This window comes from Nodosilinea sp. LEGE 07088, assembly GCF_015207395.1.
GTDB lineage: Bacteria > Cyanobacteriota > Cyanobacteriia > Phormidesmidales > Phormidesmidaceae > Nodosilinea.
Window position 1 is genome coordinate 1 of sequence record NZ_JADEWX010000086.1, and the last position, 24599, is coordinate 24599.

Sequence of the window (24599 nt, forward strand, 5' to 3'; positions counted from 1 at the left end):
AGTTATGGACCGACTGGGCACTCCAACTGATAGCGCTCAAACCCCATAAACATCGCTATTTTCAGCGTGGTCTCTATGCTCTATCCCTGATGCAGCAAGCTCTTTAGGTACGTTGTCACCCGTTAAGCTTCTCTACACGAAGACATCTACCATCAGCTGAAGAGGCCAAATAAACTCCAATTTCCTCATTATTATCCAATCCATCCTCAAACTTCCTTACCTCGTCGAGAAATAGACGATGTAGAACATTAGCATAGCCTGCTTTTTCTTCCATTCCTTCTCTGATATTTCTCAACGCTTCTGGGTCCAATCCCCTATTAGAAAAAGAAGAAAATAAATCTGACATAGTTGGTTATCTCAAGAAGAAATTAGAAAACTTAAGAGCTAGCGCCATTGATTTATTATATCGCGTAAAATATTAAAGTCGAATTTTTGTAAATTGGGTGGCGCGATACCAGAATTCGACGAGCCCAAATTATTTGCTAGTGTTGGGTTCTACTTCGTTTCACCCAACCTATTTCTATATAGTAGCACTGCAAAAACTTGAAAACTTCCACTGATGAGGGCACTGCATCAAACCAAGCTTCATCAGGTTGTCGTGCCGATTATTCATTTTGCAAAACGAACCCATTTCTCAGTGGCCACAACTAATTGAGAAGACCTCATGCCCCAGATTCCTCAACCACCGGGAAACAAAAACTCCTGTATTCTCATCAATCAAAAAGCGCAACTAAGCCATCTCCTTCTCTAGAGGCATAAAACTTGCGCTTTCTAAAGACCGTGAGGCAAACAAAAGACAGGCCAGAATATCATCTTTAACTAAACCTTTGTATTCTTCTAGAATTTCAGCTATCGTTGCCCCGTGGGCCAGAAGATTCAGAATATATTCGACTGTAAGGCGGGTTCCTTTGATTACGGGTTTGCCAACCATGATTTTTGGATCAGTGGCAACTCGGTCTAAAAGCTCATTATCAGTCATCGTTGCTAGCGCTGTAGTGGATGATTGATTTCCATTTTAGTGGGAAGGTGGGCAGTGCCCACCCTACTTTGGCTGTCGAGTCGGCAGTTTGAACGATTACTTGCCAGCCCATTCAAACAGATAAGCCATCGCACCCGTCGGATCTTCCATCAGGGCAAAGAACCCAGTCTCAGGGATCTCCGTCTTGGGCATGACAATTTTCCCACCCAGAGACGTTGCCTTTTCTGACCATGCATCCACCGACGCCACTGAGAAATAGTTCATCCACAGCGGCGGCATTTGGGGTACCCCTGGCGGACGTTTCAACAAACCGCCGACCTGGGCACCGTTAACCTCAAAGCTGATATATTCGCCGCCATTCATCGGCATCGGGTCAGAAAACTGCCAGCCAAACATCTCTGTATAGAACGGCAGCAGAGGAGCCGGATCATCCACCATCAGCTCCATCCAGCAGATTTCTCCAGGCCCGTTGCCGATCATATTCAGGTTGTCGTCATCCCCAGCCGGGGTAAACAGATGAAACGGAGCCCCAGCCGGATCTTCGATCACCGCCGTGCGCCCGATTGTAGGGATGTCAAAAGCTGGCACACAGACCTTGCCGCCCAGCCGCTGGCCCCGCTCGCATGCGGCATCCACATCCTCTACGACAACGTAAGCTATCCAGTGGCTGGGAGCCGGAAAGTCTTGCTCTAGGGGAACGGGGTTGCCGAACCCGCCGTGACCCGCACTGTAAATGGTAGACGGCCCTTCTCCAGGGATGTCTATCTCACTGAGTTGCCAATCAAACAAATGCTGATAAAACTCGTTGGCTTTGGCCACATCCTTGGTCATCAAGCTCCACCAGCAAAAGCTACCAACCTGGTCTTTGACAGCCATGGGGTTCTCCTTGGGGTGTTCTCAATTTCTAGATTGTTGGCAATGCACGCCTGTGCCTAATCCTGCTTGGTACTCTTATACTATCACCCTGTTTGGTTACCTCCGATTTCTCAGGGCGAATGCCCCAGGCATCAGGCGGGGCAACGCCAACGCCCTGACGACTTGGCTGCTATGGAATCAAGGGGATGGGGTGAAAATTTTGTCTCAGCCCTGGAACGTTGATCATCGGGCTGGTCTTAATTGACGGTTGTTCTAAAGCGAATGAGGCCCACTTGGCTAGCTGCCACATTACCCACCTCGACGACGACCGCGCCGTTGCCCTGATTGACCCCACAGAATGCAGGTAAGGCGGCTCCTGGCGCGATGTATCTACCAGCATCACCATCGGCTGCATTGGTATAGGTAATCGTGGGCCCCGCCGGACTAGAACTCGCGATCGCCTGAATGCCCGTACCCGCGCCAAAACTATCGGGGACGAAGGTAGTCGTTGCCGGAATTTGGTCGCACACCGTCACATTGGCAGCGGTATTGGGTGAGGTATTGGCGAAATAAACCGTGTATTCAATCCCGTTGCCCCCGGTCACCGTCGGGTCAGTGATGGTGGCCAAACCCTGGCCTAGACCGTTGTTTTGCAACAGAGCCAGGGCGGCTCCGTCACCCACCACCTGGGCAAAGTTGGGCAGGTTCGCAGGGCCAAATAAGTTAGTAATACGCTTGAGCAGCGACACGTTACCCGTGGGCACCGTTGGCGTCGTCCGCCGCACCAAACCAAAACCACCGGCGACTAAGTCTAGCCCACCTTGATCTGTGCCGTTTGTAGTTTGGGGGAAGCTGGCAAAGTTCAGCAAATTAAACGCATTGGTGACATCGTTAGCAAACAGCGAAAACCCGAAGATAATCACCGGGGCATTAGTCGCCGGTAGCAAAGTACTGAGAGGAACATAAACTCCCCGTACGTTTTGATTAGGGACAGTATGGGTCGGACGAAAGGCTGGGTTAACAAAAGCCGGATCATCTTTGCGCAGTACCGCGCTACGGAGATTGACCCCGATATCACCGTTGCCACCCCAGTCAGCCGCATCCACTGCCACCAAATTACCGTAGGCAGTCGGTAGACCGGTACCGGGGTCAAATCCAGTAATCGGCGCGATGCGGAAGTTATCGTTGCCACCCCGCTCTAGAACGAGGAAGCCCACATCGTCTAGGCTGATCGTGTTGGGGTCAACTAATGCGCCATTGCCAATGATGTAATCAATCCGCTCAATGTTGTTGCGTGTGTCTTGGTTGTTAGCCGGTAGCGTGACGTTGTTAAACACATTGTCAATACCGCGGTTGACCACAGGGCTGAGCATAGCCGTTGCAATCGTCTCCACCGCAGGATTCTCAACAATCAATTCAGGGCCAATATTGAGCGGGTTGCTGACGTTCCCCACTGTATTGGGAACCTGCTCGTAGAAGAGCAGTTGCCGAGCGGCCAGACCACCTGGGGCCAACCCAACTCGACGAAATTCAACCCGATCGGGCACCACCGGCGGCACACTCAGGTTCGTCGCTCGTTCAAAGCGATTACCCGCTACATCCACCTCGGTTAAGACCCGGTTCAACCCCGTCCCAAACGTCATGGGAATGGTTCCAGCAGGGCAGCCAGGGAAGCCGAAGCCGATAGGAGCAACAGTATCGTCATCGCAGGGGTTGGCAAAGGGTGAAGCTGGGAAAGGAGTTGTGACCGCAGCGGGAACATCGGTCGTAATCAGCTGATCCACTGCCACCTGTGCCTGAGCAGGGTACGCCCAGGTGAGCACAAAAACCATCACCATGAGGCTGCTGAGCAGCCTAACCCAGCCGAAGCCAGAAGAGTGGCGCGGCTCAGCCTGGGCTGGCGAAGAAATGATCTGGGAAGACTGACACATGGCAGGTATCAAGGGTCTGGACTCAGTAAAGGAAAAGGCGGCTGATACACAGAGATACGATCGACTTATTCAAGCTGGAGGTCTGTCTCCTGCTCGCGGAAGATGATGTCGAAACCGCGCAGGTCGGTAAAGATAAACTCAACCCGGCGATCGCGGGCAAAGTCAATTCGGCTGCTCCCCTGGGTGCGCCGCTGGGTGAGGCCAAAGGGCAAAATTCGCATGCGCTCGGGGGGTACCCCTTGGCGAATCAGGTAGTCGCGGGCGGCGTTGGCGCGGCGTTCGCTCAGGGCCAGGTTATAGGCTGCACTGGCGCGGGGGTCAGTGTGGCCATGGAGCTCTAGCGTGAGGAAGGGATACTCCAGCATGGCCCCGGCAATTTGGTTGAGTACCGCAGCACTCTCAGGGCTGATGTTGGAGCGATCGAGGGCAAAGTGAATGTTGCGGGGAATCTGTAGCCGCAGCGGCGCGAGGGGTGCCGGTGGCTCTACTGGCGGCGGCGGCGGCGCGGGTGGGCTACAGTTGGGCCGCTCCATTGGGGTGGCGGGTAGCTCGGGGCGAGTGCCATCGGCGGCCAGCACCGTAGCGACGGCGGCGGGTTCAGAGGTGCCCCACTCGGGGTCGGTGGCGATCGCACTCACCCGCGTACCCGGTGGCAAATCTAGGCTGGCGCTGAAGGTGCCCTCGGCGGTAGTGGTAACTGTTCCGAGGGGTTCAGCTAAGGGGCTATAGGCTGACTCGGTCTCGTTGACGCGATAGAGATCGACCTCACTGCCCGGGTCGGCAGTGCCCGTCAGGGTTACCGCTGCGGCATCAGGGGTAAAGTCATAGCGATCAAACTGAGGCGCGTTGATGGCGGCGTTGCCGGTTTCTCGCCGTCGATGGTACGAGTTCCGAGGCGGGTTGGGCCCATCCCCCTTTTGAAAGTCTTGCACCCCAGTATTGCCCTGGGTGTTGAGGTCAATGCTAAGGCCGTCGAGCTCGGCGTAGCGGTTGCCACGAATCTGGTTGCGGTGGCTGAGGGGGAAGGCAGTCACCGCCACCCCTGGGCCGGGCTGGTAGCCGATGAAGTTGTCGTTGAGCTGGTGGTCACTGCCCATCACATACACGGCGGCCCGCTCAAATCGCCGTCCGTTGAACTGAATGTCGTTACCGGTGATCTGGGCAGCGCCTTCCGGCTTGTAGAGATAGATGCCGCTGCCATCGTTGGCGCAGATCAGGTTGTTGGTAATGGCGGTGGCGGCGATCGCCCCTTCTAGACGAATGGCATCGGGCATGCCCGCCAGGCCATTGGCGATAATCGCATTTTCTGCGATCTGCGAGCCATCGGCCCGAAAGCCCGTGATAATGGCACTGCCGTCATGGTATTGAATGCGGTTGTTGCGAATCGTGGTTTCTACAGCATTAAAGACCGTCACCCCAAACGCCGATGGCACCGCTGGGAACTCACCGTCAGCGGTCAGCCCTAGCCAGTTTTGCTCAATCACGACGCCCCTAGGCGCATCCTCGGATTGCTCTAGAAACGAGAGGTCAAACTCAAGCGATAAGGGGCTAGAGTCCACAGGGAGCGCCTTGCCCACAAAAATATCCGACGGTGGCGTGGTTTGGGTCGCCCGATCCTCGGTGCGAAAGCCGTAGATACTGAACCCTCGCACGGTGACGCCATCGGCAGCAATGGTGAGTCCCCGGGCCACCTCACTGCCCTCGGCGACGGTCAAGGTGACCGCTGGCGCCGGGGGAAACTTAGGGTCGTAGGTGTCCTCGGCATCGTAGCCCGCCTGGGTGGTACCGTCGATCACCAGCTCTGGCGCCACGATCTCAGGCAGCAGATCGGTGAGGGCAATAGTGGTCTCGCCCTCGGGTAGGGCAAAACTAATCTGCGATCCCTGACCAGGGGGCAGGGCCTCTACTAGAGCTTGCTCGGCTGGGCTCAGCTCCGTCGGGGTTAAGGTGCCGTTGGCTAGTTCCAACGCTTCCCGCAGGGTGAGCACGTCGTCTGCCGCCACCGGCGCATCCAGGGGGCTGGTCACCCGTAGACCATAGCCCGGTAAAGCCGACTGTCCGAGGGCGGGTGCGATCGCCAGCCCAGCCCCAGGAATGGTCAGTGCGATCGCACCCCAGCCTATCCATTGCCGCTGATTCATTCGTTACCTCCTGGGGCAGTGTCTAGGACCTCGGACTGGGGCGCGCTGGTGTCGGGTGCGTCGGCTTCAGGCGTGTTGGCTTCAGGCGTGTTGGCTTCAGGGATGTCGGCTTCAGGGATGTCGATTAAGGTTTCCTCATCGACGTAAGACTCCTGCTGCTGCGGCGGTGACACCGGCTGTACCCCAAAGCTGTTAAACAGCTGGTTGACCTTGGCAGTAATGCCAAAATAAGGGCCGCTGGCCGAGCGATAGTTGCCGCCGCCACTAAACGATCCATCGTTGGCCCCGCCAAAGCTGTAGCCCAGCCCCAGCCGCACATCGGGGGTGAGGTAGTAGCCCGCCTCGAGGGCAAAGCCGGTTTGGTTGTAGCCAATGACTGGCTGGCCTAACCAGCGCACCTCAGCCCCCACATCCCAGCGGTAGGCAAAGCGGTAGGTGGCCCGCAGCTGGGCCAGGTGAATAGTGTTAGAGAACCCAAAGTCTTGAGCCAGGTTGGCGGTGCTAGCCCGGAGGGCGTACTTGCCGTAAAACTCCCACTGGTAGTTGGGGGCGTAAATACCTTCCAACGCCAGGGTGTGATCGTTAGAGTCTGAGCTCGTACCCTGCAAGATGCTATTGGGAGTGCTGCTGGGGTTTTGCCGATACTCATAGCTCAGCAGACCGTTGAACTCGTCGCTCACCGGGTTGCGGTAGGCAAATCCTAAGCGCAGGCTGGCCGAGCTGCCCAGCTGGTCGGTAATGGTTTGGTTGGCAAAATTGGCCATGTCAAACCGGGCCAAACCAGTGATCGCGTCGGTAATGCGCCCGGCGGCGGCGGCTCCCAGTACCAGGTTGTCTGATCCGGGGGAGTCACGGTATTCAACCCGCCCACTGGCCTGCCAGTCAGGATTATCGGTATATTCCACCCCTACCGAGTACACCGTCGAGGCCTGTAGGCCGAGGGAAGACGCTCCCTGCTGGCCCACAGCATAAGGTTGGGCAAACTGTTGCCCGGCGCCGGTAAGGTTAAAGGCATCCCCAAAGATGCGTTCAAAGCCAAAGGTAGCGCGTAGGCCTGGAGCCAACACCAGTCGATGGTTCAGACCGATCGCACCCTGGCCGGTGAGGCCGTTGTAGCCCCCCAACAACGAGTAGCGATTGGTCAGGGTGGTGTTGTCGTCAAGGTCATAGTCAACCAGAGTGTCGAGGCTCGTCACTGACCCAGGCCCCTGGCCACCGGTCAAAAACTGCTGGGCCAGGCGCAGACTGACCCCCGGCTGCAAGGCCCACTCTAGGCCCACCAGGTTGCGGGTGGGGTAGAGGGGGTCGCTGGTGCCCAGGTTAATCTCGCTCTGGGCCAGGGCGCTGAGGGTTTCGGTCAGGGGTAAATTCAGCCGCGATGTCAGCAGGTTGGCGTTAGTCGAGGTGTTGTTAATCCGGTCATCGCGGGAGCGATTGACAAAGTCAATGCCCAGGGTAGCGGTGCCAAACTGCTGCACAATACCCGCCCGCAGCTCGGTCAGGGTGTTGTCGACCTGCCCGCCTTGGATGGCATTTTGACCGGGGCTGAGCAGACCAGCGGCCGATGTTTGAATCGCCGTTGCCGTGCCCAGGTTGCGCTCCTGGTCGACAACGGCCCGCAGCTGGGTCTGGGCTCCTACCCGAGCCAGTACCTGGCCGCCCCAGCGGGTTTGTCCGGGGCGAAAGCTGCTGGTGGCCGTATTGCTAAAGCCGGTGTCGGTAGAGCGATAATAGGCTTGCCCAGTCACGCCCTCGAACGGAGTACCACTGAGCTCAATGCGGTAGGCATTTCCTTGGTTATTGGCACCGGCGCTGTTAAAGGTTGACCGAGCAAACTCGCCGGTAATTTCACCCTGTTCGCCTAGGGGCCAGAGAAAATCGACGCCATAGAGGGTAAAGTCTTGGGCCCCCTGGTCTTCGCTCAAAATCGAGGCCCCCACTATGCCGCCGTCATCGCCGTTGGGCTGATACTGCAGGCGACCGGCGTAGAGACTGCCCCGAATCGACGCATCATCGACCTGGTAAGTGACGACAATGCGCCGCACCAGCGTGTTGCCCAATGGGTTGAGGTCAACAGCGCTAACGGGCTGGCTAAACAGCAGCGTACCGCGATCGTAGTCGATGGCGTAGTCGGTGCCGCGATAGAGGGGCGTGCGCTCCAGCACGGTGCCGGGACGGTTAAGCTCTTCGACCTCCAGGAAGACGTTCTCACTGCCCCGCACCACCAGCCGCCGCGAGAGGAAGTAGTAGCCGCTGGTGCCGTCGGGGGCAATGGTGTCGCGCTGGAAGGGCTGCACATTGTCGCCGTAGAGCGCCGTCAGCTGGAGGCCACCGCCGAAGGTGTAGTTGCCCTTAAAACCGTGGAGCTCTCGCACGGTAGCGGTGAACTGCTGCGATCGCCCCGCAAACTCTTGGGTGCCGTAGTCGCCCCACATAAAGTAATCGGGGTCGGCGTCGGGCACCAGCGAGTCGCGCTGAAACCGCAGATACAGGCTATCTATAGATGGGGTGAGAAAGTCGGTAGTAGAGCTATCGCCGTACACCGGATAGGCCTGATCGCAGGCCTGCACGTCGCGGTAGAGGCTGCTGCCGTCGCAGCGATCGTTGAGTCCACGCGTGTTGTTGTAGGCACCGGTAAACAGCCATTCGCCTAGGGCTCCGGTCGCAAATAAGCCGGTGGTAAAGCTGACTTCCACATCCTGGTTAAGGGAGTCGGGATTGAGGAAGTCGCTAAAGCTGCCGAGCAGGTTGGTGCCGCCACGACCCACTCGAAAATCGACGACCCCCGAAATAATAGTGGGGCGCAGGTCAGTGTAGAAACTCACCTGGGTCGTGGCCGCTAGGGTGGGGTAGCCCTGGCGGAGGGTCGGGTCAAACTCGCGCAGGTTACTGGTATCGACCTCGGCCCGCACCGTGACTGACTGAGCGTCTAGGGGCGATCGCAGGCTGGCCTCAAACTGCCCCTGGCGAGCCAGTACCTGAAAACCAGCGCGATCGCTGTCGTAGTCAGCTCCAATAAATTCTCCCGCACTGCTGGTCAGCGTCACCACCAGATCGCCGCCGATGGGCTGGCCAGCGGCATCGGCAATACCGCCGACTAGGGAGAGGGCCGAGCGCCCGTTAGCCGGCACCTGCACCTCGCGCTCAGGGGCCAGGGTAATGGTGTAGGCTACCGCCTCATCCCGGGGCGGTACGGGTTCTAGCACCTGAGTCGGGGGCGGGCTCAAAGGGAGCTGATCGCCATCAAAGTTGAACTCAAAGAGCTCAGAGTTCTCCCGTCGATTGGCTAGGGGTATGCCACCATTGACGACGGCTGGTGCAGCTACCTCGGGTAAATAGCCCAAGGGCAGCACGGTCGCCTGGGCGATCGCGGCCTCGGGGTTTGCCCAAACCACCGCCTCCTCGCCCAGGTCTACTGGCTCTGCGATGGTTGACTCAGAGCCCTCCCGTTGCGGTAGCGGCAGGGTCAGGCCAGGGGTATCGGCACCGCTGTCTCGAGTTGGCTCGAGATCTCCCGCTGTACCCTCGGCTGTTGACAGGGTATCCGGGGTTTCGGGAGCGGCATAGCCAGGGGCTACCAACCCCAGGGCTCCGACTAGCGTAGTGAGAATACCCAACCCCATCGCTCGAGAAGTCAGAAACATCATGACTGCTCCTCCCCAAAGGTGGGTGTAACGGCAAAGTTCATACGGCCTAACCCGCCAGGCGAAAGTCGCACAAATCGAGAGACACTGTTTTCCTCAATGCGATAGAGGTTGGGAGCTAGGGTATAGCCCGGCAAACTGTAAAGATCGAGGGTTCCGACCCGATACCCGGGCAGCACATTGATGAGAGAGAAGAGACCATCGGGGTCGGTCAAAATGCGATTGCCATCATCCATGAAGATCACCGCATTGGGCACCCCGGGTTCACCGGCTTGCTGCTGGCCATCGAAGTTTCGATCGACAAACACCCGCCCTACAATCGTGCCGCAGTCAGAGACAATGCCCGGCCGCACCGCGATTTGAAAGGGAGCCGTCACTGGCGCAAACCCTGGGGCTGCCGCTTGGGCCACGTTGCGTCCGTCACCCTGAACGGCATCGGGAGTGACGAGCACAGCATAGGCCACTGAAATAGACGCACCGGGATCGAGAGCGGCAAAGGTCAGCGTGAGGTTACTGTCGGTGAGGGTTTGCCCGGTTGGCTGCTGAGGGGTTGTCTGTACCGAGTTGGGCACATACCGCAACCCCCTGGGCAACTGGTCAGTTACCGTCAGTGGCGCGGCTATTCGGGTAGAAGGGTTGCTAATCAGAATCCGGTAGATAACGACATCCCCCGGCTCCGCAGCAGCTCGATCGGCAGTCTTAACAATCCGTAGGGGAGTGTTATCTTCGCCAACCAGCGTCTCATTGGATTCAGTGGTCACCGGCCCATTCGGCCCGTCGAACTGAGCCACAGCCTGATTCACAATGACGCGGCTCTGAGCCTGGGCCATCGGCGGTGATGCTCCCAAATGGCCTAAGCCATAACTCAAAACCAGGGCAAGCAAAAACAGCAGCCCCCGGTATAGATATCGCTGTATACGTCTCACACCAACCCTCTGAGACAACTCCTCACACCGCTGACAGTCAACCAAAAGGCTTGCTTGACCCTCTCAGCTAGCTCACTCCATGCTCGATCTCAAACGTCTCCGGCAGCATAGAACCTAAAACCACGTATTTTCAAGGAGAGACCTTGGAAATTTGCTTAGACTCGGCAAATCATATCAACATCAACAGTAGTTACACCCAGATAGGGTGTAAAGATTTCTTAAAGCTTCTCTGATTTCGCACACAAATTCATTGAACCTGATCAAAAACTGGCATTTGTAGTGCGCCAACCTTAGATTTTCTCCCTAGATTTTCTTTTGATCTATGGCAACGATTGAGACGAGCAATGGCCGAGTAGCGCAAATTAGCGTTTCCCTCGGCGGGGTGCCCAAGCTACCGGTGGCAGCCGCAGAATTGACCAGTCTAGGACTGGTCGGCGACCAGCAAAAAAATCTCAAGTATCACGGTGGCCCCGATCGCGCCCTCTGCCTGTGGTCGTTGGCGGTGATTGAGGCACTGCAGCAGGAGGGGCATCCCATTGCGCCGGGCTACGCGGGTGAAAACCTCACGCTGGCAGGCCTCAACTGGGCAGATTTGGTGCCTGGCAACCGCATTGCGATTGGGGTTCAGGTGCAGATCGAGATTACTGACTACGCCGCTCCCTGCCGCAAAAATATGCGCTGGTTCAGCGATCGCCGCTTTAGCCGCATGAGCCAGACCCACTATCCTGGCAGCAGCCGACTCTACGCTCGAGTCCTACAAGGCGGCACGGTGCGCGCAGGCGATCGCGTCGTGCTGCTGTGACCGAGCTGCTGTGACCGAGCTGCTGTGACGGAATAGACAGCGGCGGTGAGGCGAGGGCGTCAGGACGTTGTCTAAGTGACTCAACCCTGGCCGAGTAGGACGGGGGTTAAGGGTCAGAACACGGCGCCAACTGCTTTAACGGCTCTACCCTTAATTTGGCCGGGCCTTTACAATGGCCAAAGAAGCACTATGATTTGGATTAGCGAGGCGAGCAAGTCTGTTTTTCTGTTGTAGTTGGTCAGGGGATACTTAAACCTATGGCGATGCCAATAGCACTTTCCAACAATGTTTTGCTGGCTGCGGGGGCATATGTCGGCATTGCCGGCGTGTATCTACTCGTGGTACCCCTAGCGCTGATTTTCTACCTGCGCCAGCGCTGGTATGTGGCCGGGTCGGTAGAGCGTACTCTGCTCTACGGGCTGGTGTTTGTCTTCTTCCCTGGGATGCTGTTATTTAGCCCCTTTCTAAATTTTCGCCCCCAGCCGCGCCATCTAAACCCCTAGGGAATCTATGCGACGCATTGATGTCATTGCCATTGGACTGGGCATTTTCCTGGCTGGAGGGGGTCTGTTTTTAGGCTTTCGGCTGTTTGGTCTGGATGGCATTTCGGCGGGGATCTGGAGCCAAGTCGTTATGGTTGGTGGCGTGGTGGCCTGGCTGGCCAGCTACCTGCTCCGGGTATTTACCCGCAACATGACCCTCAACCAGCAGATGGAAGACTATGAATCGGCCGTGCTTCAGCGCCGGTTAGATGAGCTCAGTCCTGAGCAATTGGCTGCCCTGCAAGCGCAGCTGAGCCAAGACGACCAGCCCTGAGCCGGGCTCGCTGAGCTGCATTCGCTGGAGTCTGGTGGCTCTAGTAGATCGCTCCATTGGATCGCTCCATGAACCTTGCCACGGCGCTCCTGATGCCAGATTCCCCCAGGCCAGAGTCATAGACTGAGGGCCGCTCTTGTTTTAGATTGCTCTCTTGGACTGTTTTTTTGCTCAGTCTGCCCAGGCTGAAAGTTCTCGGTATTCGCTATGGCCCTTGTCTCTGAACGCTTTGCCACCCTGCGGGAACAGGGTAAGTGCGCCCTGATTCCCTTTATTACCGCTGGCGACCCCGATTTAGAGACGACAGCCGCGGCCCTGCGAGTGCTCGACCAAAGCGGAGCCGACTTCATTGAGCTAGGGGTGCCCTACTCTGACCCCCTAGCCGATGGGCCTGTGATTCAGGCGGCGGCCACCCGCGCCCTTGCCCAAGGGGTGACCCTAGACAGGGTGCTGACGATGGTGAAAGCCCTCAGCCCCAAACTACAGGCACCGCTGATTTTGTTTACCTACTACAATCCCATTCTGAATCGAGGGATTGACGCGTTTATGGCGGATATCGCAGCGGTCGGGGTGGCTGGCCTGGTGGTCCCTGATTTGCCGCTAGAAGAAGTCGAGGGATTGCTGGCGGCGGCGGCGGCAGCAGCGATTGATGTGACGTTGCTGGTGGCTCCCACCTCGCCCCCAGAGCGCATTGCGGCGATCACCGCCCAGGCCCAGGGGTTTGTTTACCTGGTCAGCGTCACCGGAGTGACCGGCATCCGCAGCGAACTGCAAAGCCGGGTCAAAGATCTAATCGATCGCCTCAAGCAGTCTACCGATAAACCCATCGGCGTTGGCTTTGGGGTCTCTGACCCCGACCAGGCCCAACAGCTCAAGGCCTGGGGGGCCGACGGTGTAATTGTCGGCAGCGCCTTTGTCAAACGCCTCAATAGTGACGATGCTCAGGCGTCTCTAGGGGTCATCGGTGACTTTTGCCAACAGCTCAAGTCGGCTCTGCTCTGAGCAGACCGGGGGGAGCGGCAGATCGCCATGGCAGTCTGGGGCCAGAGCGCAGATGGGCGGCGGCTCCCTCCATGGGCTGCGGCCTGCCAAATAAGTAGCCCTGCATTTCGGGGCAGCCCAAGCTGTGGAGACAGTGAGCCTGATCGGGGGTTTCGACCCCTTCGGCCACCACACTCAGGGTCAACCCCTGGGCCATGGCGATAATGGCATTGACCATGGCCCGATCCGCCGGGCTATCGGGTAGGTCTTTAACAAAGGCCCGGTCAATCTTGATCCCGTCGATGGGAAATTGCTTGAGGTGACTGAGGCAGGAGTAGCCGGTACCAAAGTCATCCATCGAAACTTTAATGCCTAGATTTCGCAATTCCTGGAGTCGCTCAATAGAAGCGACCATGTCTCCCATGGCCGCCGTTTCGGTAATTTCTAGTTCTAGGTGGGTGGCTGGTAGCCCTGTCTGGGCCAGAGTCTGGGCCACCATGGCCACCAGGTTAGGATGCTGGAGCTGACGAACAGACAGATTCACCGCCAGCTTAACCGGGGGTAAACCCTGCTGATGCCAGGCCATGACCTGGGCACAGGCGGTCTTCAATACCCATTCACCAATGGGGACGATGAGCCCATTCTCTTCTGCTAGGGGAATAAACTGATCGGGTGTCACTAGACCCAGATGGGGGTGCTGCCAGCGCAGCAGGGCCTCGACCTGGACGATGGCTCCCGTGGCGACATTAATCTGAGGCTGGTAGTACAGCAGTAGCTCGTTGCGGTCTAGGGCGTGGTGCAGGTAGCTTTCTAATTTGAGCCGCTGGGTGGCCTCTTCACTCAGGCTTTGGGTATAAAACTGGTAGTTGTTGCGGCCCTGCTGTTTAGCGCGGTACATCGCCACGTCGGCATTTTGCAGCAGCGTCATGGCATCTTGGCCGTCTTCTGGAAACAGGGCAATGCCAACGCTAGCCGTGATGTGTAATTCATGGTTGTGTAGAAACAATGGCTGTGCCAGCTGTTTGGCAATCTGGCGGGCAACTTTGGCAGCGTCACTAGGGCTGGTTAGGGTGGGCAAAATCAACGTAAACTCATCTCCCCCCCAACGAGCTAGCATGTCTTCGGCCCTCAGGGCCGCGCTCAGGCGTTGAGTGACCTGTTGTAGCAGCAGGTCGCCAACGGTGTGGCTGAGGGTATCGTTGATGGTTTTAAAATTGTCTAGATCTAGGAAAATGACGGCTAGAATCTGGTCAGTATTGCTGGTGCGGGCGATCGCCTGGGGCAGGTGCTGGTCAAAAAAAGCCCGATTGGGTAGCCCGGTCAGCGTATCGTGGTAGACCTGGTAAGACATTTGGGCCTCGGTGCGCTGGCGCTTGAGCGCCCCCCCCAAACTGGCCGCTAGAGCGACCAAAATAGACTCCTCACCCGCGCTCCACTCCCATTCCTGCCGGCAAGCATCAAAGCCGATATAGCCCCACAGTTCGGCGTCAATAAAAATGGGCACCATCAAAATCGATAAAATGTTGTCTTTGCTCAGCAGCGCCTTCTCTGTCGGGGGCAACTGGCGAGTTAGGGCACAAATTGACTCGCCCCGCTGAAAGCTCTCATACCAGCGCTCTAGCCCCAGGTCCTGGTAACTCTGGTCTTGCCAATGGGGTTGATGAATGCTAGGGGCGATTTCAGCCGCTGTCCACTCGTAATGCATGGTCATGGCCGGTACCCCTGTGACTGACTGGGGATGGTGCGTATAGACGTAGGCGCGATCGGCGGTGGCGGCCTCTCCTAGCTGAGCCAGCACCTGGGGAATGGCCTGGTGCACATCGCTGGTGGTGAGCAGACATTGGCTGGCCTCAGCTACCCCCTGCAGGAGGCGATCGCGGCGGAGAATAGCCGCTTCCCCCTGCTTGCGAGCGGTAATATCTTTGACCGTTCCCTCATAGCCAAGCAGCGTATTTTGCCCATCATAGATAGCCCGGGCCGATTCCGAGATCCAGATCATGCTGCCATCTTTGCGGTAGATCTCAGACTCAAACCCCAGCACGGCATCGTTAGCGCAAATCAGCTTGGCAAACTCCTGGCGACGGTTCGGTTGTACATAGAGCTGCTGGTTGATATTGACCAGGGTGTCGATCAACTCGGCGGGTGAATCATAGCCATAGATTTTGGCTAGCATCGGGTTTACGGTCAGATAACGCCCTTCAGGAGTGCTTTGAAACATGCCCTCGACGGCGTTTTCAAAGATACTGCGATACTTGGCTTCGGCCCGCTTGAGCGACAGCTCGGTTTGACGGCGCTCTAGGGCCAGGGCAATGTCGGCGGTGACCACCCGCAGCAGGTCGATTTCGGCATCGCTCCAGGGATGAGGGGCTGTGCAGTTACTAAACCCCATCATCCCCTGGAGCCGATCTTGCACAAACAAGGGCAGCAGCAACAGCGATTTAATGCCACAGCTTGCATTGGCCAGCAGCTGTTGTTGCAGAGCAGAAAACTCGTGCTCAACCCGGCTGACAATCTGGTTCTGGCTCAGCTGAGCATGCCAGTCTGTGAGCCAGGGGTCTACGGGTATGACCTGCAAGCTGGAGTCCCCATGGGTGGATAGCATTTCTGGGGCCGACCACTGGATGCGTTGATAGAAGGTCAGTGGCTCGTCCTGGCCCCCGCGAAGTTCGTAGTAGTAGGCGCGACTGGCCCCAGATAGTTCCCCTAGGAGGGCGAAAATTTGGGTGATTGAGGGCTCGTGCCAGTCCCACTGCCAGGCTAGTAGCTGACGCTGAATTTCGGCCAGAGTAGCCAGGGTTTGCTCACGCCGCTTGAGCATCTGCTGATCGATAATCTGGTGGGTAATATCCTCAAAGGTGCACAATATTCCTATCACCTTTCCCTCGGCGTCGCGCATGGGGAGGCGGCTACAGTCAACCCAGCCTTGGTGTCCATCGGGGTAGGTCTGAAGCTCAATAGCGTGGAGATCGGCCATGCCTTGGGTCATCACCAGGCGATCGCGAGCGATGCGATAGACCGCTTCCTCTCGATCTAGGTGGGGTAGGTCGCTATCGGTACCCCCGACAATGTCGGCTGGGGTAGTTAGCCCCATGGCCCTGGCAAAGGGCTGGTTACAGCCTAAGTAGTGTCCCTGGCTATCCTTCCAAAAGAGGGGTTGAGGGATGCTATCAAGCACTAGCGCCAGCAGATCTTCTCGGGCCTTGAGCGTTTGCTCAGTTAATTGAAGAGCGGCTTCTGACTCCTTCAGGAGCGTGATATCGGTGATGAAGCCCTCAATGCCAATAACTCTCCCAGCCTGGTTAAAAACCGGGGCTCCTTTTTCCCAGACCCACTTATTGACACCACTGCTGGTTTGAATACGGTACTCCACCACGTAGGGTTGGCCCTCATCCATGGCCTGTTGAATGGTTTTAAGCACGCGGGCCAGGTCATCTGGGTGAGTGATGCTGTTATAGGCAACCAGGCTGTCTTGACTCAGCAGATCCTCCGGCAGATAGCCGGTTAGGGCATGACAGCCAGCGCTGAGATAGCGCATTGACCAGGCCGTATCGCCATCAGCCTGGAACACGATGCCAGGGAGGGCATCGACCAGCCGATGAAAGGCAGCTTCTGTCGGCCCTGGGATGAGCGACAAGGCGTGATCCTGCCGGTTGAGTAGAGCCAGTGTCAACCAGTACAGTACTGAAGGAGACGGCAAGGACGATCCTGATATGTCAGTGACAGCGGAGCGAAGCCTAAAGAGCTCAGAATCGCGCATGGGTTTTTGCATGGTATGCCGTTAGAGATGTCCCACGACAGGTTTTCTCGTTTTTCTCAATATGCCCAAAATTGGTTTCCAGCCATGATTATTGATGCGCTTCGCCGATGAGGCTGCTGTGGCGCTCCGCCAATTAATCCAAGCAGTTAGCGGGGATCAAGCGGGGATCAATGTTATGGGGGAAACGGTTCTCAGACAGGGGCCAGGAGCTAGAATCAAGCGTCAATGGGGTTCCTCGCTGCTAACTCCTACATTTCTGCCCCCACTGAGTTCTCAGCTCAAGCCGTTACCCAGGTAGCCTAGGTTTGTAGGTTTGCGATCGCCCGCATTAAGTTCCTCACCGCTTGGGCCGGGGGCTGATTCAACACATCTGCACAGGATACTAAATTTAGGCCTAGGGCGACGGCCTCACTCTCAAGCTCCGGTGGCACCAGGGTCACCAGGGGTAGGCAAGCCAGAGCAGGGTAGTGGGCTAGGGCCTGAAGTTCGCCTAAGGGAATCGGTTCAACCCGGTCAAAGATAACGGCCTGGGGCTGCCATACCCGGCTCAGCAGATTGGCCTGGGCCAAGTCATCGACCTGAAGTAGGCGACAGCCATAGTGCTGTAGCCAGCTTTGAGCCGCGCTGGGCAGTGCGCTAGTAGCCTCTCCGGCATCTGGCGAACGTACTAACAACATCGTTAGCTCAGCTGGCAGTGACGGCGGCTGACAAATCTGATCTAGAACGGGCAGCAGCCCCTGGGCAATGGTGGCGATCGCCACCACGTTGGTCAGACCTCTAGCTGTCGGGGCAGGGTCAGACAGTAGGGGGGACACACCCGTTGCCGCCGCGGCTGAAGCACCCAACTCAATCCAGCGGGTAATCGCCAACTGCTCGATCAGCGCTTGGCGCGCAGCCGCCTCGTCAGGGGCATCAGCCAACGACTCCCAATGCAATAAAGTACAGGCGGGAGCCAGTTGTCGCTGCATAGCGCCCAGGGCTTGGCTGCTAGAGGCTACGACCAGACGGTAGACGGTTCCCCGCAGGCTACCGTAGACCTGATCGACAACGGTTTCGTTGGCACAGGCCAGCACTACCAAAACTGTTTTATCGGCGTCAAACAGAGAGTTAGGGGCTGGCACCAACAGCGTCAGGCGGCTGCCCCAGGTGGGCCCGCTCAGCCAACTCAGCTCGCCGCCATGGAGTTGGCAAAGTCGTCGCGCTAGAGCCAACCCTAGGCCTTGCAGTGCCTGGGGCTCAGGCACAAAATTGAGGCCTGAGATGGACTGGGACTGGGATGACGCGGCCTCCAGATTGGCCATGCCGAGGGCCGCTGTTGGAATAAACTCCGGACTCCAGAGGGTGAATCCTAGCCATGCCCCCCAGGGCTCAATGAGCAGGCCACCGGGGGTCGCTCCGGTGGCCAACAGGTAGTCGAGGCCGTGGTGTAAACTCTTGCGCAGACGGAATGAATCTGCCATCACCCAGGTCGCACTGGTTGTCAGGCAGATCGTAAAATTCTGCATCCAGGGAGATGAAGCAGACTCGGCCTGGAGGCTGAGAAAGCTGGGCAGCAGGTTATCGGCTAACGGTTGTAGGGCCACCTGCTCCAGATTGAGGCTAACTTGACCCGACTCTAGGTGCATCCAGTCGAGGAGCAGATTGACCAGCCCCGTAAGCTTGCGAATAGCCTGGCGCATGAGGGTTACGTAACGAAATTGGCGATCGCTGAGTGGCCCTACCCGAGTATCGAGCAGCAGCGTCGATAGCCCCAGTAAGGTAGTCATCGGGGTTTTAATCGCGTGGCTGAGCTCTAATATCCAGGCCCACTGTTCTGGGACATGCTGACCTGTTGTAGCGCGATCGCCGCGCCCCGATGGCAGGTGTTCATCCTGGTCAATGGCAATGCTCGCTAGCCAACCGAGCAGCCGAGGGGCACTCAACACCCCCAGATATTTGCCATCAAAATCAATCGCCGCTAGGGTTGGGGGTGGCACCGCTTGAACCAGCTGGCCCAGGTGGGTCAAGGTCACCATATCGGCCAGCTGGCCTGCCTCCACCTCTACCACCGAGTCGAGCCAGGGCTGACAATCGATTAACCGAGGTTCGTGGGCTTCATTCCCTGGCGACCTCCCGCCCCCATCGCGGTGCATCGCCCATAGACGCCCTAGGGGAATCGCCCCCAAAGGCCGCTGCTCGTCATCGATCACAACAATATGGCTACAGGGATGTGCTCCCGGCTGCCCCAGAGCCTGGATAATCTCGCCCAAGGATGTGCCTAAGCCATAGACAGGAACGGGACTTAAAAAATAGTCAAGGGGCGGCAGCACCATAGGCTAATCCCCCAGGGATTCGGTTCGAGATCTAAAGGGGCGACCGTATTCTGACAACCACCCTTTACAATTGACAATACAGTGATATTCCCTAGGTTGCTGTAATGCGACCCAGCCTAGCTAGGTTTTGGCAATGTAGCCCTGGGCAATGTTGCGACAGCGTTCTGTTCTGCTCATTACGATCTCCCCTTGGTTGCTCCCCTTCATATCTATATTCTGACCTGTGGCGATCAGGCTAAGCCGGTTCCTGAGTTAAATCTGGATCCCAAGCGATATGTCGTGCATCAAACAGACGTTCCCAGTGACCCCCTAGACTGGCTACAGAGCCTCCCCGATCTGCCCGATTGCCTGGTCGCTGATGACCAGGTTTGGCAACAGCTCCTACGTCCTGCCCTAATGCAGCTCGAGCTCATGTTGCCAGTGGTGGTGCTCATCGGCGAACCCGAGATTCCCGTTACCGCTCAGCCCTCCAACCCTAACGCAGTACCGGTCACGGGCGTCGGCACCTATCCTGGCGCTGTCGTTCACACCACTGGCAATGCACTGCCTCAGATTGAACGCGTTATCCAGAACGCCATTCAAGAATTTTTACGCGTGCCCAGCCTTGGCCATGCCCCACCCACTGCTGCTCCCCTGGACAAATCCAGTTCCTTGGCCGACAGCCTGAGCGCTCAGCAACATCGACTCACCGAGAAACTCAAGGCCCGACTGGGCTACCTGGGAGTGTACTACAAGCGTAACCCTAGCAATTTCTTGCGTCACATGAGTCTGGAAGACCGCCATGCCCTGTTAGATCAGCTTAGGGTTGACTATCGCAAGATTGTCTTGGCCTACTTTGCCGATAACCCTAAGCTCAACCTCAACCAGCTGATCGATGACTTTGTTGACCAGGCCTTTATGGCTGATATTTCGGTGGCTCAAATTGTTGAAATTCATATGGAGCTAATGGATAGTCTCTCTAAGCAGCTTAAGCTAGAGGGGCGCAGCGAAGAGATTTTACTCGATTACCGCCTCACGCTAATCGATGTGATTGCTCACCTGTGTGAGATGTACCGCCGATCGATTCCTCGCGAGCTCTAAAGGATGAGTTGACATTACTAATACAATCAATCCTGTCCCTGAAACCTATAGCGTGCCATGAGCTCCGTTAAAAAGACCTACATCCTCAAGCTCTATGTTGCGGGGAATACCCCCAACTCTATTCGCGCGCTTAAAACCCTCAACAACATTTTAGAAGAAGAATTTCAAGGGGTTTACGCTCTAAAAGTCATCGACGTGCTGAAAAACCCTCAGCTGGCTGAGGAAGACAAAATTTTGGCCACGCCTACCTTGGCTAAAATCCTTCCCCCCCCTGTGCGTAAAATCATTGGTGACCTGTCTGACCGTGAGCGCGTACTGATTGGTCTTGACTTGCTCTACGATGAGTTGCGAGAGGATGATATCTATGGCTAACTGGTGCGATCGCACCGGGCTGTCTCAGCTGCCTTAATTAATGTTGAGCCTACGTTAAGCACGTCAACCCTCCGGGTCTTAGGCAGGGGGTTGGGAATCCTCATGCTTTTCATCTCTAGGGTTGTCGGTTCGGGGTATGCTGGATCGTCAAGATATCTTGTACTTTTATTGAAGGCGGCGACCCGGCTCGATAACCTTAAGCAATCTCCCATGACAGATTCTGATCAAACCGATTTGCAGCTTTCCTCGCGTCCTAGAGGCGTGCGCAAGATCCGCACCCTGATAGAAGGCCTCGACGACATCAGCCACGGTGGCATTCCGGCTGGGCGATCGACTCTAGTGAGTGGGACTTCAGGCACTGGCAAAACCCTGTTTGCGGTGCAGTTTATCTACAACGGCATTACTGAATTTGACGAGTCCGGGGTATTTGTCACCTTTGAAGAATCGCCCGAAGATATTATTCAGAATGCCTACAGCTTTGGCTGGGATTTGCAGCAGCTGGTAGACGAGGGCAAGCTCTTTATTTTAGATGCCTCTCCTGACCCTGAAGGGCAGGATGTGGTTGGCAATTTTGATCTGTCGGCACTGATCGAACGCATCCAGTACGCTATCCGCAAATATAAGGCGCGCCGAGTGTCGATTGACTCGGTGACGGCAGTATTTCAGCAATACGATGCCGCCTCGGTGGTCAGACGAGAGATTTTTCGGTTGGTGGCCCGCTTAAAGCAGATGGGCGTAACCACAATTATGACAACGGAGCGCCTAGACGAGTACGGCCCCGTGGCCCGTTTTGGAGTTGAGGAGTTTGTCTCAGATAATGTGGTGATTGTGCGCAACGCCTTGGAGGGCGAGCGCCGTCGCCGCACGATTGAGATTCTAAAGCTACGGGGCACCACCCATATGAAAGGGGAGTACCCCTTCACCATTACCAACGGGGGCATCAATATCTTCCCGCTGGGGGCCATGCAGCTGACCCAGCGCTCGTCCAATGCTCGGGTATCATCGGGGGTGCCGACGCTAGACGACATGTGCGGCGGCGGCTTTTTCAAAGATTCGATTATTCTGGCGACGGGGGCCACCGGAACAGGAAAAACCCTGCTGGTCAGCAAATTTTTAGTAGACGGCTGCAAACATGGTGAGCGGGCAATCTTGTTTGCCTACGAAGAGTCTCGGGCTCAGCTATCGCGCAACGCCTACTCCTGGGGAGTCGATTTTGAAGCGATGGAGGAGCAGGGGCTGCTGAAAATTATCTGTGCCTATCCCGAGTCGGCAGGCTTAGAAGATCACCTGCAAATTATCAAAACTGAAATATCTCAGTTTAAGCCGTCACGGGTAGCGATTGACTCGCTCTCGGCCCTCGATCGCGGGGTGAGCAACAACTCTTTTCGTCAGTTTGTGATCGGGGTAACCGGCTTTGCTAAGCAGGAAGAAATCACCGGCTTTTTTACCAACACGACTGAGCAGTTTATGGGGCTGCACTCAATTACTGAGTCCCACATTTCAACCATTACCGACACGATTTTGATGCTCCAGTATGTGGAGGTGCGCGGTGAACTATCTCGGGCGATCAACGTGTTTAAGATGCGGGGATCGTGGCACGATAAGGGCATTCGCGAATACACCATCAATAATCAAGGCCCCGATATTAAAGACTCCTTCCGCAACCTGGAGCGGATCATTAGCGGTTCGCCCACGCGCATTGCGGTAGATGAGAAGAGTGAGCTATCGCGCATTATTCAGGGGGTTCAGGGGGACTCAGACCTGTAGATTTGCAGCTGTTGTAGAGCCATTGGGAAAGTGATTATGATTGAGGAGACGTTTGCGATCTGAGGCTGCCATTGCGTTATGAGGCGATCATCGAGCCTCTGAGCTACTGCCCCTGAGCGATTGATGGTCGATGTATGAATGCAGTCGAAATCGCAGAAGCTGTCTCCAGGCTGGCTGAAGCCCCCTTTGAGCCGGAGACGTTTCCCTTTGCCTTCCTCGAAGCCTTTGGGAACAAGTCAACCACCATTAAGCGGCTCAAAAGCGGCAGCTCGAACCAGTCTGACCTGCCCGGCGGGGTGCTCCAGCGCAACAATATTCACCTGAAGATGTGCGCTGAGGGTGCGGTGGCGGCCACCCTCACAGCCTTGCGAGAGAGCCCAGCAACGGCACGGCAAAAGGCTAAGTTCATTCTCGCTACGGATGGCAAAGCCTTTGAGGCCGAGAACCTGGTGGATGGGGAGACGGTAGCCTGTAACTACCCCGACTTTCACGACCATTTTGGCTTTTTCCTGCCCCTGGCCGGGATTACGACGGTGCGGCAGATCCGGGAGAATGCCTTTGACATCAAGGCCACGGGTCGCCTGAACCGTCTCTATATCGAACTGCTCCAGGAGAACCCGGATTGGGACACGGCAGAGCGCCGCCAAGAGATGAACCACTTCATGGCGCGGCTGATCTTCTGCTTTTTTGCCGAAGATACCAACATCTTTTACAGCGAGGGGCTGTTTACCCACACCGTGGCCCAGATGAGCGCTGGCGATTCTTCCAATACCCATGAGGTGCTGGGGGAGATCTTTCGGGCGATGGCGACGCCGCTGAAGCAGCGAGAAGTCGCGGGGATTCGCAACTGGGCGAATGGGTTTCCTTACGTGAATGGGGGGCTATTTGGGGCAGAAGGCCCTCATCCCCTAGCCCCTTCTCCCACCCTGGGAGGGGGATTTAGGATGAGGGCAAAAACAACCGCCCGGTAAGCTAACTAGACCCATGTTTTAGAGGAAAAAGACCATGCTAACCCTAGACCAACTCATCGCCGAAGCCACTGTCTCACCTGACGCAGACAAAACAATCCTGATCGAAAAACTGATTGAGAGTATGGCAGAACAATTTGATCAAGATCGCTTGCTAGAGGGCGTACAAAAAGCTCAGGAGCGCCTTGCCGAAATCGGTAACGGCACAGTCCAAGCTATTCCTGGAGACATAGCCCTAGCTCAAATTCGGCAGCTCATAGAGCCATGAAATATGAGTTTCATCCAGCCGCTCTAGAAGACTATGGAATTGTAAGCTCCAACGCCCTCATATTTGCCCCGCTAGTGCCATGACCTATACCCCCACCCAAACCCTTACCGTAGATCAATTCATAGCCAAATACGGCGATGATACTCGCTACGAATTGGCCGATGGAGAACTGATTGATATGGAACCAACCGGCCCCCACGAAACCGTTGGCGGTAAGCTCGCAACCCACATTGGTATGGCCATTACCCAGGCCGACTATCCTTGGTTTATTCCCCGCACCTGCTTAATTCGCCCCTTTGCCGACATCGCTACGGCCCGTCGCCCTGACATTGTCGTTCTAGACGAAACAGCCCTGGCCAATGAACCGCTTTGGCAACGGCAGCCGGTGATCACCCTGGGCCACTCCATCAAATTAGTAGTCGAAGTCGTCAGCAGCAATTGGGAGACCGACTACGCTCGTAAAGTAGAAGAATATGCGCTGCTCGGCATTCCCGCATACTGGATCGTTGACTATCGCGGGCTAGGCGGCGTCGCCTTCATCGGCAAACCAAAGCAACCCACCTTTACCGTCTGCCAACTGACGGGCGATGAGTACAACCAGCATCAATACCGACTGGGTGAGGCGATCGCGTCAGCCATACTCCCCAATGTGCAGCTTCGGCTAGACGACATTTTGCCGTTGTATTGAATGCTGCTGCCAGCCTAGGCGATCGCATCTAATACAACGATTTCTCTTCCTCGCTAAATCCATGAGCCAACCCACTGCCATTCCTTCTGTTTCTGTCACCTATGCCCAGGATGGCACCTCCACCAAAGCCAACGAACTGGGCATGCGCCCTATGCAAGAGCGGGCCTACCTAAAGCGCGGCGAACCTTAACGGGTGACAACGTACCTAAAGAGCTTGCTGCATCAGGGATAGAGCATAGAGACCACGCTGAAAATAGCGATGTTTATGGGGTTTGAGCGCTATCAGTTGGAGTGCCCAGTCGGTCCATAACT

General features: G+C 56.5%; 19 protein-coding genes and 1 pseudogene. 11 read left to right on the plus strand and 9 right to left on the minus strand.

The window, feature by feature from the left end; translation table 11 throughout:
• Positions 1 to 115: 115 nt before the first annotated feature.
• The 7 genes from IQ254_RS17935 to IQ254_RS17965 form a co-directional block, all read right to left on the minus strand.
• Positions 116 to 346, minus strand: a complete 231-nt coding sequence (locus tag IQ254_RS17935) for a hypothetical protein (protein ID WP_193967533.1) — start codon at positions 344 to 346, stop codon at positions 116 to 118.
• 384 nt (positions 347 to 730) lie between these two features.
• Positions 731 to 979, minus strand: coding sequence for a DUF433 domain-containing protein (locus tag IQ254_RS17940; RefSeq protein ID WP_193967534.1), 249 nt, complete (start codon positions 977 to 979; stop codon positions 731 to 733).
• 96 nt (positions 980 to 1075) lie between these two features.
• Positions 1076 to 1855, minus strand: a complete 780-nt coding sequence (locus IQ254_RS17945) for a VOC family protein (RefSeq protein WP_193967535.1) — start codon at positions 1853 to 1855, stop codon at positions 1076 to 1078.
• Positions 1856 to 2091: 236 nt separating this feature from the next.
• Complete coding sequence (locus tag IQ254_RS17950; protein WP_193967536.1) at positions 2092 to 3765, minus strand: DUF11 domain-containing protein; 1674 nt, start codon at positions 3763 to 3765, stop codon at positions 2092 to 2094.
• Between the two features lie 65 nt (positions 3766 to 3830).
• The gene (locus tag IQ254_RS17955) at positions 3831 to 5906 is read right to left on the minus strand and encodes an OmpA family protein (protein WP_193967537.1); all 2076 of its coding nucleotides are present in this window, start codon (positions 5904 to 5906) and stop codon (positions 3831 to 3833) included.
• Positions 5903 to 9553: a TonB-dependent receptor gene (locus IQ254_RS17960; RefSeq protein ID WP_193967538.1), complete on the minus strand. Its 3651-nt coding sequence runs from the start codon at positions 9551 to 9553 to the stop codon at positions 5903 to 5905. The genes IQ254_RS17955 and IQ254_RS17960 overlap by 4 nt, the downstream gene beginning before the upstream one ends.
• A complete protein-coding gene (locus IQ254_RS17965) occupies positions 9550 to 10476 on the minus strand; it encodes a hypothetical protein (RefSeq protein WP_313887485.1) in 927 nt (308 codons plus the stop codon). Before IQ254_RS17965 ends, IQ254_RS17960 begins: the two co-directional genes overlap by 4 nt.
• Before the next feature lie 322 nt (positions 10477 to 10798).
• Here IQ254_RS17965 and IQ254_RS17970 point away from each other — a divergent pair, with 322 nt between their 5' ends.
• The 4 genes from IQ254_RS17970 to trpA all read left to right on the plus strand — a co-directional run bounded on the left by IQ254_RS17970 (position 10799) and on the right by trpA (position 13096).
• The gene (locus IQ254_RS17970; protein WP_193967539.1) at positions 10799 to 11278 is read left to right on the plus strand and encodes an MOSC domain-containing protein; all 480 of its coding nucleotides are present in this window, start codon (positions 10799 to 10801) and stop codon (positions 11276 to 11278) included.
• 257 nt (positions 11279 to 11535) lie between these two features.
• Complete coding sequence (gene ndhL, locus IQ254_RS17975) at positions 11536 to 11781, plus strand: NAD(P)H-quinone oxidoreductase subunit L (protein ID WP_228040840.1); 246 nt, start codon at positions 11536 to 11538, stop codon at positions 11779 to 11781.
• Between the two features lie 7 nt (positions 11782 to 11788).
• A complete protein-coding gene (locus tag IQ254_RS17980; RefSeq protein WP_193967540.1) occupies positions 11789 to 12094 on the plus strand; it encodes a DUF3007 family protein in 306 nt (101 codons plus the stop codon).
• A 207-nt stretch (positions 12095 to 12301) separates the two neighbouring features.
• Positions 12302 to 13096 (plus strand): tryptophan synthase subunit alpha, encoded by a 795-nt coding sequence (gene trpA / locus IQ254_RS17985; protein ID WP_193967541.1) that lies wholly within the window; start codon positions 12302 to 12304, stop codon positions 13094 to 13096.
• On the opposite strand, the gene IQ254_RS17990 is transcribed toward trpA, so the two are convergent.
• Positions 13077 to 16709 (minus strand): EAL domain-containing protein, encoded by a 3633-nt coding sequence (locus IQ254_RS17990; protein WP_228040841.1) that lies wholly within the window; start codon positions 16707 to 16709, stop codon positions 13077 to 13079. The two genes, trpA and IQ254_RS17990, sit on opposite strands and share 20 nt — an antisense overlap.
• Before the next feature lie 422 nt (positions 16710 to 17131).
• Positions 17132 to 19144, minus strand: a complete 2013-nt coding sequence (locus IQ254_RS17995) for a histidine kinase dimerization/phospho-acceptor domain-containing protein (RefSeq protein ID WP_193967542.1) — start codon at positions 19142 to 19144, stop codon at positions 17132 to 17134.
• Positions 19145 to 19333: 189 nt separating this feature from the next.
• Between IQ254_RS17995 and IQ254_RS18000 the strand changes: the two genes are divergently transcribed.
• The 7 genes and pseudogenes from IQ254_RS18000 to IQ254_RS32160 all read left to right on the plus strand — a co-directional run bounded on the left by IQ254_RS18000 (position 19334) and on the right by IQ254_RS32160 (position 24477).
• Positions 19334 to 20224, plus strand: coding sequence for a circadian clock protein KaiA (locus IQ254_RS18000; protein ID WP_228040842.1), 891 nt, complete (start codon positions 19334 to 19336; stop codon positions 20222 to 20224).
• Positions 20225 to 20281: 57 nt separating this feature from the next.
• Entirely contained in the window at positions 20282 to 20596 is a 315-nt protein-coding gene (kaiB, locus tag IQ254_RS18005) for a circadian clock protein KaiB (protein WP_017301921.1), read from the plus strand.
• 210 nt (positions 20597 to 20806) lie between these two features.
• On the plus strand, positions 20807 to 22363 hold the full coding sequence (gene kaiC / locus IQ254_RS18010) for a circadian clock protein KaiC (RefSeq protein WP_193967543.1): 1557 nt from the start codon (positions 20807 to 20809) through the stop codon (positions 22361 to 22363).
• Positions 22364 to 22497: 134 nt separating this feature from the next.
• Positions 22498 to 23250 (plus strand): annotated as a pseudogene (locus tag IQ254_RS18015) (type IIL restriction-modification enzyme MmeI); the annotation flags it as partial.
• 118 nt (positions 23251 to 23368) lie between these two features.
• Positions 23369 to 23599, plus strand: coding sequence for an addiction module protein (locus IQ254_RS18020; RefSeq protein WP_193967544.1), 231 nt, complete (start codon positions 23369 to 23371; stop codon positions 23597 to 23599).
• Positions 23600 to 23678: 79 nt separating this feature from the next.
• Entirely contained in the window at positions 23679 to 24287 is a 609-nt protein-coding gene (locus IQ254_RS18025; protein WP_193967545.1) for a Uma2 family endonuclease, read from the plus strand.
• Positions 24288 to 24348: 61 nt separating this feature from the next.
• A complete protein-coding gene (locus tag IQ254_RS32160) occupies positions 24349 to 24477 on the plus strand; it encodes a hypothetical protein (protein ID WP_255527013.1) in 129 nt (42 codons plus the stop codon).
• Positions 24478 to 24599: the final 122 nt, after the last annotated feature.